The sequence below is a fragment of the Nocardioides jiangsuensis genome (assembly GCF_019679455.1).
In the GTDB taxonomy this organism is placed as follows: Bacteria; Actinomycetota; Actinomycetes; order Propionibacteriales; family Nocardioidaceae; genus Nocardioides_C; species Nocardioides_C jiangsuensis.
The window spans coordinates 1,099,658-1,114,731 of the sequence record NZ_JAIEZQ010000002.1 but is presented as its reverse complement, the minus strand read 5'-3'; the positions used below and the strand labels follow the sequence as shown (position 1 = coordinate 1,114,731).

At 73.5% G+C, this 15,074-nt stretch carries 14 protein-coding genes; 7 read left to right on the top strand and 7 right to left on the bottom strand.

Annotation, left to right across the window (positions count from 1 at the left end):
- Positions 1-19: 19 nt before the first annotated feature.
- Positions 20-769 (bottom strand): metallophosphoesterase, encoded by a 750-nt coding sequence (locus tag K1X13_RS13865; RefSeq protein WP_221025606.1) that lies wholly within the window; start codon positions 767-769, stop codon positions 20-22.
- A 143-nt stretch (positions 770-912) separates the two neighbouring features.
- Between K1X13_RS13865 and K1X13_RS13860 the strand changes: the two genes are divergently transcribed.
- From K1X13_RS13860 to K1X13_RS13850, 3 genes are read left to right on the top strand one after another with little or no spacing between them, the layout of a single operon-like run.
- Complete coding sequence (locus tag K1X13_RS13860; RefSeq protein ID WP_221025605.1) at positions 913-2,595, top strand: alkaline phosphatase D family protein; 1,683 nt, start codon at positions 913-915, stop codon at positions 2,593-2,595.
- Positions 2,595-3,842: an alkaline phosphatase family protein gene (locus K1X13_RS13855; RefSeq protein WP_225914980.1), complete on the top strand. Its 1,248-nt coding sequence runs from the start codon at positions 2,595-2,597 to the stop codon at positions 3,840-3,842. The genes K1X13_RS13860 and K1X13_RS13855 overlap by 1 nt, the downstream gene beginning before the upstream one ends.
- 39 nt (positions 3,843-3,881) lie before the next feature.
- A complete protein-coding gene (locus K1X13_RS13850) occupies positions 3,882-4,883 on the top strand; it encodes a M28 family metallopeptidase (protein WP_221025604.1) in 1,002 nt (333 codons plus the stop codon).
- On the opposite strand, the gene K1X13_RS13845 is transcribed toward K1X13_RS13850, so the two are convergent.
- From K1X13_RS13845 to dapF, 4 genes are all read right to left on the bottom strand, one after another.
- Positions 4,871-6,385 (bottom strand): CapA family protein, encoded by a 1,515-nt coding sequence (locus K1X13_RS13845; RefSeq protein ID WP_221025603.1) that lies wholly within the window; start codon positions 6,383-6,385, stop codon positions 4,871-4,873. The genes K1X13_RS13850 and K1X13_RS13845 overlap by 13 nt on opposite strands.
- A gap of 26 nt (positions 6,386-6,411) precedes the next feature.
- Positions 6,412-8,475: an ATP-dependent DNA helicase gene (locus K1X13_RS13840; protein ID WP_308249557.1), complete on the bottom strand. Its 2,064-nt coding sequence runs from the start codon at positions 8,473-8,475 to the stop codon at positions 6,412-6,414.
- Positions 8,476-8,562: 87 nt separating this feature from the next.
- Positions 8,563-10,119 carry a GTPase HflX gene (hflX, locus tag K1X13_RS13835; protein WP_221025602.1) on the bottom strand — a complete coding sequence of 519 codons (1,557 nt, stop codon included), beginning with the start codon at positions 10,117-10,119 and terminating at the stop codon, positions 8,563-8,565.
- A gap of 65 nt (positions 10,120-10,184) precedes the next feature.
- Positions 10,185-11,069 (bottom strand): diaminopimelate epimerase, encoded by an 885-nt coding sequence (gene dapF, locus K1X13_RS13830; RefSeq protein WP_221025601.1) that lies wholly within the window; start codon positions 11,067-11,069, stop codon positions 10,185-10,187.
- Positions 11,070-11,133: 64 nt separating this feature from the next.
- Between dapF and K1X13_RS13825 the strand changes: the two genes are divergently transcribed.
- Positions 11,134-11,334, top strand: coding sequence for a hypothetical protein (locus K1X13_RS13825; protein WP_221025600.1), 201 nt, complete (start codon positions 11,134-11,136; stop codon positions 11,332-11,334).
- A gap of 33 nt (positions 11,335-11,367) precedes the next feature.
- On the opposite strand, the gene ggt is transcribed toward K1X13_RS13825, so the two are convergent.
- Positions 11,368-13,188, bottom strand: coding sequence for a gamma-glutamyltransferase (gene ggt / locus K1X13_RS13820; protein WP_221025599.1), 1,821 nt, complete (start codon positions 13,186-13,188; stop codon positions 11,368-11,370).
- A 50-nt stretch (positions 13,189-13,238) separates the two neighbouring features.
- Positions 13,239-14,189 carry a tRNA (adenosine(37)-N6)-dimethylallyltransferase MiaA gene (gene miaA, locus K1X13_RS13815; protein ID WP_221025598.1) on the bottom strand — a complete coding sequence of 317 codons (951 nt, stop codon included), beginning with the start codon at positions 14,187-14,189 and terminating at the stop codon, positions 13,239-13,241.
- A 17-nt stretch (positions 14,190-14,206) separates the two neighbouring features.
- Here miaA and K1X13_RS13810 point away from each other — a divergent pair, with 17 nt between their 5' ends.
- The 3 genes from K1X13_RS13810 to K1X13_RS13800 are packed head-to-tail and all read left to right on the top strand — an operon-like array spanning position 14,207 to position 15,043.
- Positions 14,207-14,410, top strand: coding sequence for an antitoxin (locus K1X13_RS13810; protein WP_221025597.1), 204 nt, complete (start codon positions 14,207-14,209; stop codon positions 14,408-14,410).
- 36 nt (positions 14,411-14,446) lie between these two features.
- Positions 14,447-14,794 carry a hypothetical protein gene (locus K1X13_RS13805; protein ID WP_221025596.1) on the top strand — a complete coding sequence of 116 codons (348 nt, stop codon included), beginning with the start codon at positions 14,447-14,449 and terminating at the stop codon, positions 14,792-14,794.
- A 36-nt stretch (positions 14,795-14,830) separates the two neighbouring features.
- Complete coding sequence (locus tag K1X13_RS13800) at positions 14,831-15,043, top strand: hypothetical protein (protein ID WP_221025595.1); 213 nt, start codon at positions 14,831-14,833, stop codon at positions 15,041-15,043.
- Positions 15,044-15,074: the final 31 nt, after the last annotated feature.

Genomic DNA, 15,074 nt, shown 5'->3' with positions numbered 1-15,074 from the left:
TCGCCGCGCGGCCTCGAGCTCAGTCCAGGCGTACGACGAGCAGCGGACCGCCGTCGTACCGGCCCCCGTCGATCGCGAGCACCCGCCCGTCCGCGTACAGGATCGGGTCGGTGACCTCGTGGGACGGGACGCCGAGCAACGACCCGATGATGCTGTGCCCGTGCACCACGGCCTCTCCCCCGAACGTCTCGAGCACCCCGGCGGCGACGTCGGCGCCCTGCGCCCCGGTGTAGTGGTAGCGCGTGGTCAGCCGCGCCCACACGTCCCAGTGCCCGTCGAGGTCGTCACCTGCGAGCTGCTCGCGCACCGTGGCGTTGACCTGGTCGACGCTCTCTCCCCAGGCGAGGTACTCGGTGGTGTCGGAGTGCACGAGCAGGAAGTCTCCGGCACGCCCCATCAGCGGCAGGTTCGTCAGCCACTCCACGTGCTCGGGGGTGAGTGCCTCCTGGTCCCGCCGGCGACCGCCGTTGATCCGCCAGCTGTCCTCGAAGCGGCTGCCCGGGAAGCGGTGCCGGCCGAGCGCGAGGATCTCGTGGTTGCCCATCAGCACGTGCACCTGGCCCGGCGCCTGCCGCTGCAGGCCCATCACCAGGTCGATGACGCCGATCCCGTCGGGGCCGCGGTCGGTGAGGTCACCGAGCACCCACAGCGCGTCGTCCTCGTGCCCGCGCCAGTCGCCGTCCGCGTCGAGCAGCCCCGCCTCGACCAGCACGTGCCGCAGGTCGTCGCGGTAGCCGTGCACGTCGCTGACCACGAACAAGGACCCCATGTGTCCATCCTGTCAGGGGGTACCGACCCCCGATCACCATCATCCGTGACCCAGGTCTCCCCGGCCATGAGGGATGGCTGAACGAGACGTGAACAACGCGCGCACCCCGTCACCTCCACCGGCCCCCGCTCGTTGACCCCCGCGTGACCCCCATCGAGATCGACCGTCGTTCCCTGCTCGTCGCGGGTGCCGCCGGAGCCGGCACGCTGACCCTCGGCCTCGGCGACCCCGAGCCCGCCGAGGCGGCCACCGCGGGCAACCGCTACTTCCGTCACGGCGTCGCCTCCGGCGACCCGCACCCCACCAGCGTGATCCTGTGGACCCGGCTCACGCCGACCCCCGACGCGACCCCCGGCTCCGGTCGCGGCCCGCGCGTGGCCGTGCGCTGGCAGGTCGCCCGCGACCGCCGCTTCACCGACGTGGTGGCCACGGGCGCGTTCACCACGAGCGCCCGTCGCGACCACACCGTGAAGCTCGAGGCGACCGGGCTCCGCCCGCGGACCACGTACTACTACCGGTTCCTCTACCGGGGGCTCGCGAGCCCGGTCGGGCGCACGAGGACCGCCCCCGCCGCGACCGCGAGCCCGGACCACCTGCGCTTCGGCGTGGTGTCCTGCGCGAACCTGCAGGCCGGGTACTTCGCCGCCTACCGGCACCTCGCGCGGCGCGACGACCTCGACGCCGTGATCCACCTCGGCGACTACTTCTACGAGTACGCCCCGGGTGAGTACGGCGCCGGCAACGACAACCAGGACGTGCGCCGGCACGTGCCGGCCCACGAGATCGTCACGCTGGCCGACTACCGGCAGCGGCACGCGCAGTACAAGCGCGACCACGACCTCCAGGCGCTGCACGCCACGGCCCCGTTCATCGTCACCTGGGACGACCACGAGACCACCAACGACGCCTACCGCGCCGGCGCCGAGAACCACCAGCCCGCCACCGAGGGCGACTGGTTCGAGCGCAAGGCCCGGGCCCGCCGCGCCTACGACGAGTGGATGCCGGTCCGGATGGGCGACACCGTCGACCTCGGCGACGGCACCGCGCTCTACCGCCGGCTCCGGTTCGGCACCCTCGCGGAGCTGTCCATGCTCGACCTGCGCACCTACCGGTCCAAGCAGGCCCAGATCCTGGCCGACGGCACGGTCAGCGACCCCGAGCGCACGATCACCGGCCACGCGCAGATGCGCTGGCTCAAGCAGTCGCTCACCCAGAACCGCACCCAGTGGAAGCTGGTCGGCAACCCGGTGATGATCTCGCCCGTCGTCTTCCCGCCCTTCCCGCAGGACGTCACCAGCGCCGTGAACGACGTGACCGGGCTGCTGCCGGAGGACGGCGCGCCGTACAACGTCGACCAGTGGGACGGCTACACCGCCGACCGTCGCGAGGTGTTCCGTCACCTCGCCGACCACGGGGTCAAGGACACCGTGTTCCTCACCGGCGACATCCACTCGGCGTGGGCGTGCGACCTGCCGCTCGACGCGGGCACCTACCCGACCGAGTCGGGCCGTTCGGTGGCCACCGAGTTCGTCTGCACCAGCGTGACGAGCAACAACCTCGACGACATCACGGGCAGCCCCCGCCGTACGACGAGCCTGGGGGTCGAGGCCGCGATCCAGACCAGCAACCGGCACATCAAGTACCTCAACTTCGACGACCACGGCTTCTCGGTCCTCGACGTGAGCTCGCGGAGGACCCAGATGGACTACTACGTCGTCGCGGACCGCACCGACCCTCGCTCGCCGGCGAGCTGGACGGCGTCGTGGGCGACGCGCGCGAACAGCCAGCAGGTCCACCCGGTCGACCACCCGGTGGGTGGTCGGTGATGACGAGCCTGAACCGTCGTTCCTTCCTCCGCGTCGGCGCGCTCGCCGGCGGGACCCTCGCCTACACCGCCGCCGCGGGCGCACCCCTCGCCCAGGCGGCCGTGGACGGCAAGCGCCGCGTGTACGTGCTCGTGGTGGACGGCTGCCGCCCCGACGAGATCGGCGCCGACCTGACGCCGCGGCTGGCCGCGCTGCGCAACCACGGGACGAACTTCCCGCGCGCCGAGTCGCTGCCGGTGATGGAGACCATCCCGAACCACGTGATGATGATGACCGGGGTCCGCCCCGACCGGTCCGGGGTCCCCGCGAACTCCGTCTACGACCGCGACGAGAAGGTCGTCCGCGACCTCGACCGGCCGGGTGACCTGCGGTTCCCGACCGTGATCTCGCGGCTCAACCGGCAGGGCTTCACCACCGGCACGGTGCTGTCGAAGGAGTACCTCTACGGGATCTTCGGCACGCGCGCGACCTACCGCTGGGAGCCGGAGCCGGTGCTGCCGATCACCGGCCACGCGCCCGACGCGTTCACGATGGACGCCGCGATCGGGATGGTCGAGCGGTTCGACCCGAACCTGGTCTTCGTCAACCTCGGCGACTGCGACCGGGTCGGGCACTCCGACCTGACCGGCACCACCCTGCAGGCCGCCCGGCAGGCCGCGCTGGCCGACGTGGACACCCAGGTCGGCCGGTTCGTGGACCTGCTCAAGAGCAGCGGCCGGTGGGAGCACTCGGTGGTGCTGGTCCTCGCCGACCACTCCATGGACTGGTCGCGGCCCGACCGGCTGGTCTCGCTGGCCCCGCGGTTCGAGGAGGACCCGATGCTCGCCGGCCGCGTGCAGATCGCGCAGAACGGCGGCGCGGACCTGCTGTACTGGACCGGCGCCGCGGACCGTCGTACGGCGGCGGTGGCGCGGATGCGTGAGATCGCGCTCGCCGCCGACGGGGTCCTCTCCGCGCACGCCCCGGCCGACCTGCGGCTGAGCGGCCTCGCCGGGGACCTCGTCGTGTTCTGCCGCTCCGGGTGGCGGTTCAGCGACCCGGCGCAGTACTCCAACCCGATCCCCGGCAACCACGGGCACCCGGCGACCCGGCCGATCCCGTTCTTCATCGGCGGCGGACACCGCCTGGTGAAGCACCGGAGCAGCTCCACCGCGCGCGCCCGCACGGTCGACGTTGCCCCGACCGTGGGCCGGGTGTTCGGTCTCGCGGAGCCGCGCGGCGGGTACGACGGGCACGCCCGCCTCTAGCGGACCGGAGCCGCCGGCGCCGCGGCGTACCCTGCGGGCATGAGGGTCCTCGTGGCCTCCGTGACCGCCGTCGTGGCGGCGCTGGCGCTCTCGTCGTGCACCGGTGACGCGCCGGCCGACCAGCCGTCCGGCGTGTCCGGGCCGTCCGGCCGGACGTCGGCTCCGCGACTCGGCCAGGCGCCGACGGTCACCCTGTCGCCGGCTCCCGAGCCGCCCCCGCCGGCTCCTGCCCGCTTCCGGGCGGCGAGGGCGATCGCGGACGTCCGCCTGCTCGCCGGCATAATCGGTCCGCGGCTGGCCACCGCGCCGGCCTACCGGGCCGCCGGCCGGACGGTGTCAGGCCGGCTCGACGGCCTCGGGTACGACGTCCGACGGCAGTGGTTCCGGGTCCCGGCCGGGGACTCGTGGGGGGTGCCGGTCGCGGCCGGCCGGTCGTTCAACGTGGTCGCCACACCGGCAGGGTTCGACCCCGGACGCCCGCACCTCCTGGTCGGGGCGCACCTCGACACCGTGGCCGTCGCTCCCGGCGCCGAGGACAACGCCAGCGGGGTCGCCGTGCTGCTCGAGGCCGCCCGCCTCGCCACGGAGCAGGGCACGCGTCTGCCGGTGGTGCTCGTCGCGTTCGGCGCCGAGGAGCCGCGCGGTCCCGGCGACGACGAGCACCACGTCGGCTCCCGGCACTACGTGCGGCACATGCCGCCCGCGCAGCGTGACGCGCTGAGGGCGATGGTGTCGCTGGACCGGGTGGGCGTCGGCCGCGACGTCCCGGTGTGCACCGGACCGCTGTCCCCGCCCGACGTGCGGCAGGCGCTGCTCCGCGACGCCCGCCGGGTCGCCGTACCGGCCCACCCCTGCGAGAACACCGCCAGCGACCACTGGTCGTTCGAGAAGGCCGGGTTCGCCGTGGCGCGGCTCGGCAGCACCAGCTACGCGGAGTACCACTCCGCGGCGGACAGGCCCCGGGTGGTCGACCCCCGTCAGCTCACCCGCACCGGGCGGCTGCTGTGGGCGTGGCTGGAGCGGCCGGGTCAGCCGCGGTAGGCGGTGCCGCTGGTCGCGCGCATCCGCCACAGGACGTCGAGGCCGCGCCGGAAGGACACCACCCGCGGCGCGAACGACTCGTCGAGGACGTAGGGCACCAGCTCTGCCGCCTTCAGCTCGTCGCCCCACCAGGTGAGCTCGAGCAGCAGCCCCTCCATCGTCTCCGGCATGAGGTCCATGTCGAATACGAAGTTGCCCAGCGAGTGCACCACGAGCCGCCCGTCCACGACCTCCACGCCCTGGACCCAGTGCGGGTGGCCGCCCACGACCAGGTCCGCCCCCGCGCGCACCAGCTCCGCCGCGACCCGGGACTGCACGGGCAGCTGCTGGTTCGTGTACTGCGTCCCCCAGTGCGGCATCACCACCACCACGTCCACCCGCCGGTCGAGGTGTCGTACGGCGGCCAGGAACCGGTCGAGCTGACGGCGGTCCAGCGGACCGGTGCGCGGCGGCATGCTCACCGACACCGCACCGGGCCGTCCCGGACCGACCTCCGGGGTCTCCCCGATCGCGTTGAAGCCGAGGAAGCCGAAGCGCACGCCCTGCCGCTCGAGGACCGCCGGGGCCCATGCCTGCCGCGGGTCCGCGCCGGCGCCGAACGTGCCCAGGCCGCGGTCGCGGAGCCGCTGCACGGTGCGCACCAGCGCGGTGGGCCCGAAGTCCCCGAGGTGGTTGTTCGCCAGGCCGAGCACGTCGAACCCCGACGCCCGCAGGCCGCGCACTACCCGCGGGCCGGCGGCGAAGGAGTCGTCGCCCTGGGTCGGGGCCCCCGCCCGGGACAGCGTGCTCTCGAGGTTGCCGACCGTGACGTCCGCGCGCGCCAGTCGTCGCCGGGTCGGCGCCAGCGCGGGCGCCGCCCCTCCCGTCCCAGGCGCGGCGTCGGCCACCCCCCGGCCGAGCATCACGTCGCCGACCACGGTCATCGTCACGACCGGGCCGGTGCTTCCCGCGGCGCGGGTGCGGACCGGGAAGTCGCCGGGCCGGCGTACGGGGCTGGTCCCGTTCACCCGCATCGCCCGCACCTGCGGGCCGAGCGCGGACGCGGGCACGACGGCCACCGTGTCGCGGTCGCGGACCACGGCGCGCACCGCCGCTCGGGCCGACCCCAGCTCGAACCGGTCCGGTGCCGGCGTCCCGGGGGCGGAGACGGTGCGCAGGAGAGTCGGCCCGGCGCCCGGCTCCGGTCCCACGCCGGGGACCCCGGGCACGCCGAGCTCGGACCAGGTGCGCACCGACCCGTCGATGATCTGGAGCGCGACCTCCTCGAACACGTCGAACCGCGGCCGGGTCATGTGCGTGACGATCACCAGGGGCTGCGTGCGCCGTTCCCGCTCCGACTGCGGAGGCCCTGACGTCGCCTCCGCCGGAGCCCCCGTCCGCGGTGCGGGCGACCCCCTCGTCGGCTCCGCGGGGCTCGGTGTGCTCACCGGCACGGTGCAGGCGGCGGCGACCAGGAGCACCGTCGCCGTCAGCAGGGCCGTGCGGGCCCGCGCCGTCGCCATGGCTCGACGGTAGCGCGGTGACTACCTCAGCCGGCGAGCCGCTTCAGGGCGGAGAGCACGACGGACCGCTCGGTGGTGGGCCACATCGGCGGCAGGGACGCGCGCAGGAAGCCGCCGTACCGGGCGGTGACCAGGCGCGGGTCGAGGATCGCCACCACGCCGCGGTCGGAGGTGGTGCGGATCAGCCGGCCGGCGCCCTGGGCGAGCAGCAGCGCGGCGTGCGTGGCCGCCACCGACATGAAGCCGTTGCCGCCGGCCTTGTCCGCGGCGCGCTGCCGCGCGGACATCAGCGGGTCGTCGGGCCGCGGGAACGGGATCCGGTCGATCAGCACCAGCTGGCAGGTGTCGCCGGGCACGTCGAGACCCTGCCAGAGGCTGAGCGTGCCGAAGAGGCAGGCGTGCGGGTCCTCGACGAACAGCCGCGCCAGCTCGGGAAGCTGGGCCTCGCCCTGGGCCAGGATGGTCAGGTGCGGCAGCCGCTCGCGCAGCGCCTCCGCGGCCGCGTCCGCCGCCCGGCGGCTGGAGAACAGGCCCAGGGTGCGCCCGTCGGCGGCGTCGATCAGGTCGCTGATCTCGTCGAGCTGGGCCTGGCCCAGGCCGTCGCGGCCCGGCGGCGGCAGGTGCCTGGCGACGTACAGGATCCCCTGGCGCGCGTAGTCGAACGGCGAGCCCACGTCGATCCCCCGCCAGGGCAGCGCCTTGTCCGAGGACTCCCCGGCCGCGGAGTCGGCGGCGGCCGGGCCGGTCGCGCCGGCGCCCTCGTCGACCGAGTGGGTCGCCCGCTCGCTGGGCTTGAGGCCGATGCTGGTCGCCACCGAGTTGAAGTCGCCGCCGAGCATCAGGGTGGCGGAGGTGAACACCACGGTCTTCTCGGTGAGCAGCTTGTCGCGCAGCGGCCCCCACACCTGCAGCGGTGCCACGCAGAGCTGGTTGCCGCCACGGTTCCGCTCGCGCTCGGCGAGCCAGAGCACGTCGGAGTCGACGTGGGCGGCCATCCGCTCGGCGGTCTTGTACAGCTCCTGGACCCAGCCGCGGGCCTGGGTGCGCCCGGGGTCGGAGTCACCGCCGGGGCCGCCCTGCCCTCCCGGAGCCTCCTTGGGGAACGCGGAGATCAGCGCGCGGGCGGAGTCACGGACCAGGGCGAGCGCGTCGGCGAGGGACACCGGCAGGCTGTCGAGCCGGCCGGGCGGCGTCTCGTCGAGCGCGTCGCGCAGCGCGTCGGCCGCGTCGGTGAGCTCGTCTGCCTCGTTGCCGTCGATGTGCCGCTGGCTGCGCCGGGCGGCCCGCTCGATCTCGGGCACGCTCAGCTCGTCGGTCGCCGCCTGGGTGACCCGGGCGGACAGCTCGTGCGCCTCGTCGATCACCACGACGTCGTACTCGGGGATCATCGGGACGCCCTCGATCGCGTCGATCGCGAGCAGGGAGTGGTTGGTCACCACGACCTGCGACTCGGCCGCCTTCTCCTTGGCGCGCTCCGCGAAGCACTCGGCTGCGTAGGGGCACTTGGCCGCGCCGAGGCACTCGCGGTGGTTGACCGAGACCTGGCGCCAGAGCTTGTCGGTGTGCTTGGGGGCGGAGTCCCGGTCGCCGGTGCCGCCGCGCTCGGACTCCTCCTCCGCCCAGGCGCGGAGCTTGAGCACCTCGGCGCCCATGGTGCCCTCGGGGATGTCGACGAGCGCGCCCTGGTCGTCGGGCACGCCCTCGCGGACCCGGTGCAGGCAGGCGTAGTTCGAGCGGCCCTTGAGCACGGCGTAGGTCGCCCGGCGCTGCTCGTCGCCCGGGGCGAGCACGTGCTCGGCCGCGTCGAGGAGGGCGGGGATGTCACGCTCGACGAGCTGGTGCTGCAGCGCCAGGGTGGCGGTGGCGACCACGACCCGGCGGTGGTGCAGCAGCGCCGGGACGAGGTAGCCCAGCGACTTGCCGGTGCCGGTGCCGGCCTGGACCAGCAGGTGCTCCCCGCTGCTCATCGCCCGGGCGACCGCCTCGGCCATCTGGATCTGGCCGGGGCGCTCCTCGCCGCCAAGGGACTCCACGGCGCCCGCGAGCACGTCGCGGACGGACGGCTTGACGGTGGTCTTGTCGGCGGGCACCGAAGCACCTTACCTACTCCCACCCCCAGGCACGGCGTCCCTCCACAGGGGCGTTCGTCACGGCGTCCGCGGGGGACGCCGCGACGGTCAGGCCCGCGCGCTCGAGGTGATGTACGGCGCGAGCTCCCCGGCGAGGTCCGCGTGCACCCTGCCCTTGACGACGGAGCCGTCCGCAGTGTGCTCGACGGACTCGATCTCACCGGTGGTGTGGATCCGGTTGAGCAGGTCGCCGCGCTCGTAGGGCAGCAGCGCCTCGAACGCGATGCCCGGCCGGGGCAGGTCCGCCTCGACCGCGCGCAGCGCCTTGTCGATGCCCTCCCCGGTCCGCGCGGAGACCGCGACCGAGTGCGGCTCGCGGGCCTTGATGCGGGAGACGACCATCGGGTCGGCGGCGTCGACCTTGTTGATCACGACCAGCTCGGGCACCTTGTCGGCGCCGATCTCGGCGAAGACCTCGCGCACCGCGGCGAGCTGGCCCTCCGGGTCGGGGTGCGAGCCGTCCACGACGTGCAGGATCAGGTCCGAGTCCGCGACCTCCTCCAGCGTCGAGCGGAACGCCTCGACGAGCTGGTGCGGCAGGTGCCGGACGAACCCGACGGTGTCGGACATCGTGTAGACGCGACCGTCCGCGGTCGTCGTACGCCGCGTCGTCGGGTCCAGCGTGGCGAACAGCGAGTCCTCGACCAGCACGCCGGCGTCGGTGAGCCGGTTCAGCAGCGACGACTTGCCGGCGTTGGTGTAACCGGCGATCGCCACCGAGGGGATCTCGTGGCGGCGGCGCTCGGAGCGCTTTGTGTCGCGGGTGGTGCGCATGTGCGCCAGCTCGCGGCGCAGCTTGGCGATCTTGGTGTTGATCCGGCGCCGGTCGGTCTCGATCTTGGTCTCACCGGGGCCACGGCCACCGATACCGCCACCCTGCGAGCCCACGCGGCCACCGGCCTGGCGGGACAGGTTGCCACCCCAGCCGCGGAGGCGCTGCTTCATGTAGTTGAGCTGGGCGAGCTCGACCTGGGCCTGGCCTTCACGGGACTTCGCGTGCTGGGCGAAGATGTCGAGGATCAGCGCGGTCCGGTCGACGACCTTGACCTTGACCCGGTCCTCGAGGTTCCTCAGCTGTGAGGGGGCTAGCTCTCCGTCGCAGATCACGGTGTCCGCGCCGGTGGCCTGGACGATCTCGCGCAGGCCGTCGACCTTGCCGCGGCCGATGAACGTGGCCGGGTCGGGCTTCTGGCGGCGCTGGTAGATCGCGTCGAGCACCTGCGAGCCGGCGGTCTCGGCGAGCAGCGCGAGCTCGGCCATGGAGTTCTCGGCGTCCTCGACCGAGCCCTCGGTCCACACGCCGACGAGCACCACGCGCTCGAGGCGCAGCTGGCGGTACTCGACCTCGGTGATGTCCTCGAGCTCGGTGGATAGCCCCGCGACGCGGCGCAGGGCGTGCCGCTCGGCGAGCTCGTAGGCGCCGGTGCCGGCGCTCTCCTCGGGGTCCTCGTCGGCGTAGCCCGACTCGCCCCAGTCGGAGGTCTCGTCGAGGGCGCCCTCGAGGTCGTCGAACTCGTCGACGTCGAGGTCGTCCTCGACCGGCAGGTCGACGGGCTGGACCGGGTCGGGCTGGTGTGCGCTCTGAGCGCTGCGAGATTCAGTCATATCCACCACTGGGAACATCGTCGGCGCCGGAAATGTTCCGGGCTGCGTCTCGATGCTCGCACGGTCTAGGCAACCGGGGCGAACGAATATGGCACCTGGCCCGACGCGACCAGCACCGCGGGCCCGGTCAGCAGCAGCCGGCCACCCGCGGTCCAGGTCACCGTGAGCTCCCCGCCCGGCACGTCGACCCGGTAGGCCACGTCGGCTCCGGCAGGCGCGTCCGCGCTCCTCGCGCCGTCGGCGACCGCGGCCGCGACCATCACCGCGCAGGCGCCCGTGCCACAGGACCGGGTCTCCCCCGAACCGCGCTCATGCACCCGCATCGCGACGTGCCGCTCACCGCGCCGTACGACGAACTCGACGTTGACGCCCCGCGGGTAGACCTGCGGGTCGTACGACGGCGCCTCCAGCAGCGGGCCCGCGTCGTCCAGCGAGTCCACGAACGCGACGGCGTGCGGGTTGCCCATGCCGACGTTGCTGGCGGCCCAGGTGCGCTCCCCGACCCCGACCTTGGTCTCCCCGTCGACGTCGGGCTCCCCCATGTCGACGGTGATCCGGCCGTCGTCCTCGAACCGGACGACCTTGACGCCGGCCCGGGTGCCGACCCGGAGCGGCTCGGTGGTGGGCACGTGCTCCTGGTCGGCGAGGTAGCGGGCGAAGACGCGCACCCCGTTGCCGCACATCTCCGAGACCGAGCCGTCGGCGTTGCGGTAGTCCATGAACCAGGTGGCCACGTCGCGCACCGCGACGGCGGCCGGGTCGTCGTACGCCGCGGTCCGGACCACCCGGATCACGCCGTCGGCGCCGAGGCCCGCCCGGCGGTCGCACAGCGCGGCGACAAGGCCGGGCGCGAGGTCGCCGTGCAGGGTCCCGTCGGGGTCCGGCAGGAGCACGAAGTCGTTCTCGGTGCCGTGGCCCTTGAGGAAGGGGAACGTGTCGTGGGAGGGCACCTCCCCAGGCTACCGGGCGGCGTGCCTCCGGAAACTGTCGGCGGAGCCGCCTACCGTTTCGGGCATGGAGAACACAACGGACGTGCTGATGCGCAGCGGCGTGGAGGCGTTCTGCGCCGACTGCGGTGACCGGGGCCTCTTCGTCCCGGTCGAGGAGGGCTGCGACTTCGACGGGTGCGAGTTCTGCTGCACCCGGTGCGACGCGGCGGTGTTCCTGCTCGAGGTCCTCGAGAACACCGGCGCGCCGCACCGGCGCGTGGCCTGACCCGGCGCCTGACCTACGCCGGGCCGGGCCCGCTCAGCGCCGGGGCGTGACCACCAGCGCGGAGCCGCCACCCCGGCGACGCGGCTCGGCGACGGCGGTCAGGAAGCCGTCCTCGCCGAACTCGATCGCGGTCGCGGCGCCGATCTCGGCGGCGCTGGTGAAGGCGTCGCCGGACTTCCGCAGCTCGTGCCCGTAGGGGGTGAGCAGCGCGCCGTACTCGTCGATGAACTCCGGCTCGGCGGTGACCGCCGTGGTGTTGCGCTGCGCCGCACGGGGCTCGGCGATGGCCTCCTCGAGGGTCATCTCCCGGTCGATCCGGTTGAACAGCATCTGGGTGACGGTGGTGATGATCGTCGACCCGCCGGGCGAGCCGAGCGCGAGGAACGGCTCGCCGTCCTTCAGCACGATCGTGGGCGACATCGAGGAGCGAGGGCGCTTGCCGGGCTGGATCCGGTTGGGGTCGCCCTCGTCGTACTCCAGCGAGAAGTCGGTGAGCTCGTTGTTGAGCAGGAAGCCCCGGTCGGGCACGACGATGCCGGAGCCGCCGGTCTGCTCGATGGTCAGGGTGTACTCCACGACGTTGCCCCACTTGTCGGCGACGGTGAGGTTGGTGGTGGAGATGTTCTCGTTGTCCTCCGCGACGCTGCCCGACGCGGTGTCGCTCGCGCACTCACCGTCGTAGTCGTCGACGTCCCCGGCCGCGACCGGCTTGGTCGCCGCCCGCTCCTCGTCGATCTCGCAGGCCCGCTCGGCGGCGTACTCGTCGGAGAGCAGGTCCTCGAGGGGTACGTCGACGAACGCCTCGTCACCGAGGTACTCCGCCCGGTCCGCGAAGGCGAGCGCGGTCGCCTCGAGGTAGTGGTGCAGGGCGTCGCCCGGGTCGGTGCCGGTGAGGTCGTAGCGCTCCATGATGTTGAGCGACTCCCCCACCGTCGAGCCGCCGCTGGACGACGGCGCCATCCCGTAGACGTCGTAGCCGCGGTAGCCGACGCGCGTCGGGTCCTGGGTGAGCGCCTCGTAGTCGGCGAGGTCGCTGGGCTCCATGTAGCCGGGCGGCACCGGGAGGTCGGTGTCCGGGCTGGTCGGCGGCTTCTGCACGGTGTCGGCGATCTGCGTGGCCAGTGGGCCCTCGTAGAAGGCGTCCGTGCCCTGACGGCCGAGCAGCCGGTAGGTCCCCGCCAGGTCGGGGTTCTTGAAGACCGACCCGACGGCGGGGGCGGCGCCCCCGGGCAGGAACAGGTCGCTGGTCGTGGTGAACGCCTCGAACCGCTCCCGGTTGTCCTCGGTCTGGGAGCGGAAGGTCTTGTCGACCACGAAGCCGCGCTCGGCCAGTCGCGTCGCCGGGCGCAGCGCCTCGCGCAGGGAGAGGCTGCCCCACTGGTCCAGCGCCGAGTCCCAGGTGGCCGGGGTGCCCGGGACTCCGACGGAGACGCCGCTGGTCACCAGCTCCGGGGTGAAGTCGTAGGGCTCGCCGGTCTCGGGGTCGATGAACGCGTCCCGCGGCATCGCCATCGGCGCGGTCTCGCGGCCGTCGATGGTCTGCACCTCGCCCGACGAGGCGTCGTAGTAGACGAAGTAGCCGCCTCCGCCGATGCCGGCGCTGTAGGGCTCGGTCACGCCGAGCGCGGCGGCCGTGGCGACCGCTGCGTCCACGGCGTTCCCGCCGTTCTTCAGCACGTCGAGGCCGACCTTGGAGGCCTCGGGGTCGACGGAGCTGACCGCTCCGCCGTAGCCCTTGCTGGTGGGGGTCTTGACCGGGTAGCGCGGGTCGGCCTGCACCGGCGCACTGACGAGCGTGACGCCGAGCAGGAGCGCGGCGCCGGCGGCGACCGCGGTGACGGGGCGGTGCGACATGGTTCCTCCCGAGATGAGACGTGACCTGCCCCTACCCAGGGAGGGGAAGGTCACACCTCCGCGGCGTCCCGGGCTGCGGCGACCGCGGCCATGGCCTTGGCCACCCGCTCCGGGTCGTCCCAGCCGACCCAGGTGATCCGGGGGTCCTTGCGGAACCAGCTGTCCTGGCGCCGGGCGAAGCGACGGGTGCCGGTGACCGTCTGCTCCAGGGCCTGCTCCTCGGTTATCTCGCCGTCGAGGAAGGCGAGTACCTGCTGGTAGCCCAGGGCGCGGCTCGCGGTGCGGCCCTCCCGCAGGCCGCGGTCGGCGAGGCGGCGTACCTCGTCGACGAAGCCGGCCTCCCACATCCGCTGCACCCGCAGCGCGATCCGCTCGTCGAGCACCGGGCGGGGGATGTCCACGCCGATCTGGTGCGCGTCCGGGTAGTGGTAGCGCAGCTCGGGCAGGCTCGCGCTGAACGGACGCCCGGTGATCGCGACCACCTCGAGCGCGCGGACGATCCGGCGGCCGTTGCCCGGCTCGATCTTGGCCGCGGCGTCGGCGTCCACGGCGGTCAGCCGGCGGTGCATCGCCTCGGGACCCACCTCGGCGAGCTCGTCCTCGAGCTGGCGCCGTACGGCGGGGTCGGTCCCCGGGAACTCGAACCGGTCCAGGACCGCCCGGGTGTAGAGCGCGGAGCCACCGACGAGGACCGGGGTGACGCCTCGGCCCCGGCAGTCGGCGATCACGTCGCGGGCCCAGCCCTGGAACTCCGCGACGGTGGCCGGCTCGGTCACCTCGAGCAGGTCGAGCAGGTGGTGCGGGATCCCCCGTCGCTCGTCGACGCCGAGCTTCGCGGTGCCGATGTCCATCCCGCGGTACACCTGCATCGAGTCTGTGTTGACGACCTCCCCGCCCAGCTCCTCGGCCAGCGACAGGGAGAGGTCCGACTTCCCGGCGGCGGTCGGCCCGACGATCGCGACGACCGGGGGCGGGCGGAACGTTGTCTCAGGAGCCGGCATGGGGCAGAGTCTTTCAAATGAGCTTCTTCGACAAGGCAAAGGCCGCCGCCCAGAAGGCCGTGCACGACCACGACGACAAGATCCGCACCGCGACCGAGAAGACCGGCAAGGTCATCGACGAGAAGACCGGCGGCAAGCACCACGACAAGATCCACAAGGGCACGCAGAAGCTGCACGAGACCCTCGACAACGTCAAGCGCAAGGGCGACGGCACCCGCTGACCGTTTCGCCGGTGGGCTGAGGGGTACGCCGAGGACATGGCTACCGCAGACGAGCACACCAAGTCCGGGCCCGCGAACCACCAGGGCTCCGACCTCGACGCCCCCACCCCTCCGGGCGGTCCGCAGCGCCAGGACGCCCCCGACGGCTCGGTCGCACCGGGCGGCCCGGGCACCCCCGCGCAGCCCGGAGAGCCGAAGAAGGTGGACGAGCCGGAGGGCTCGGCCCCCCCGGCCGCCGAGCCGGAGCCGGAGCCTCAGGTGCAGCCGTCCAGCAGCCCCGACGGCCCCACCACCGTCCCCGCTCCCGCGACGCCGACCGGCGAGCCCGGTCCCGACGACCAGGTGGAGAACGCCCAGACCTCCCAGGGCGAGCCGTCCTCCTAGGTCCCGATCCACGACCACGACCGGGAGGTCGAGACGATGAGCGACATGGGTGAGATCCTCGGGACCCCGCCCGCGGGCGACGACAACCCCGAGGGGTTCGTCTCCAACGACCAGTCCGAGGACCGGGCCGGCACGGCCGCTGGCGCCTCGACGGACACGGGCCCGGCTCCGGACACCGAGGCTGACTCCGGCGAGGTCGACGAGGAGAGCCTCGACACGGGCGACACGGAGACCGGTCCGCAGGCCTGAGACCTCCCGGCCCCACCAGTAGGTTGCGGGC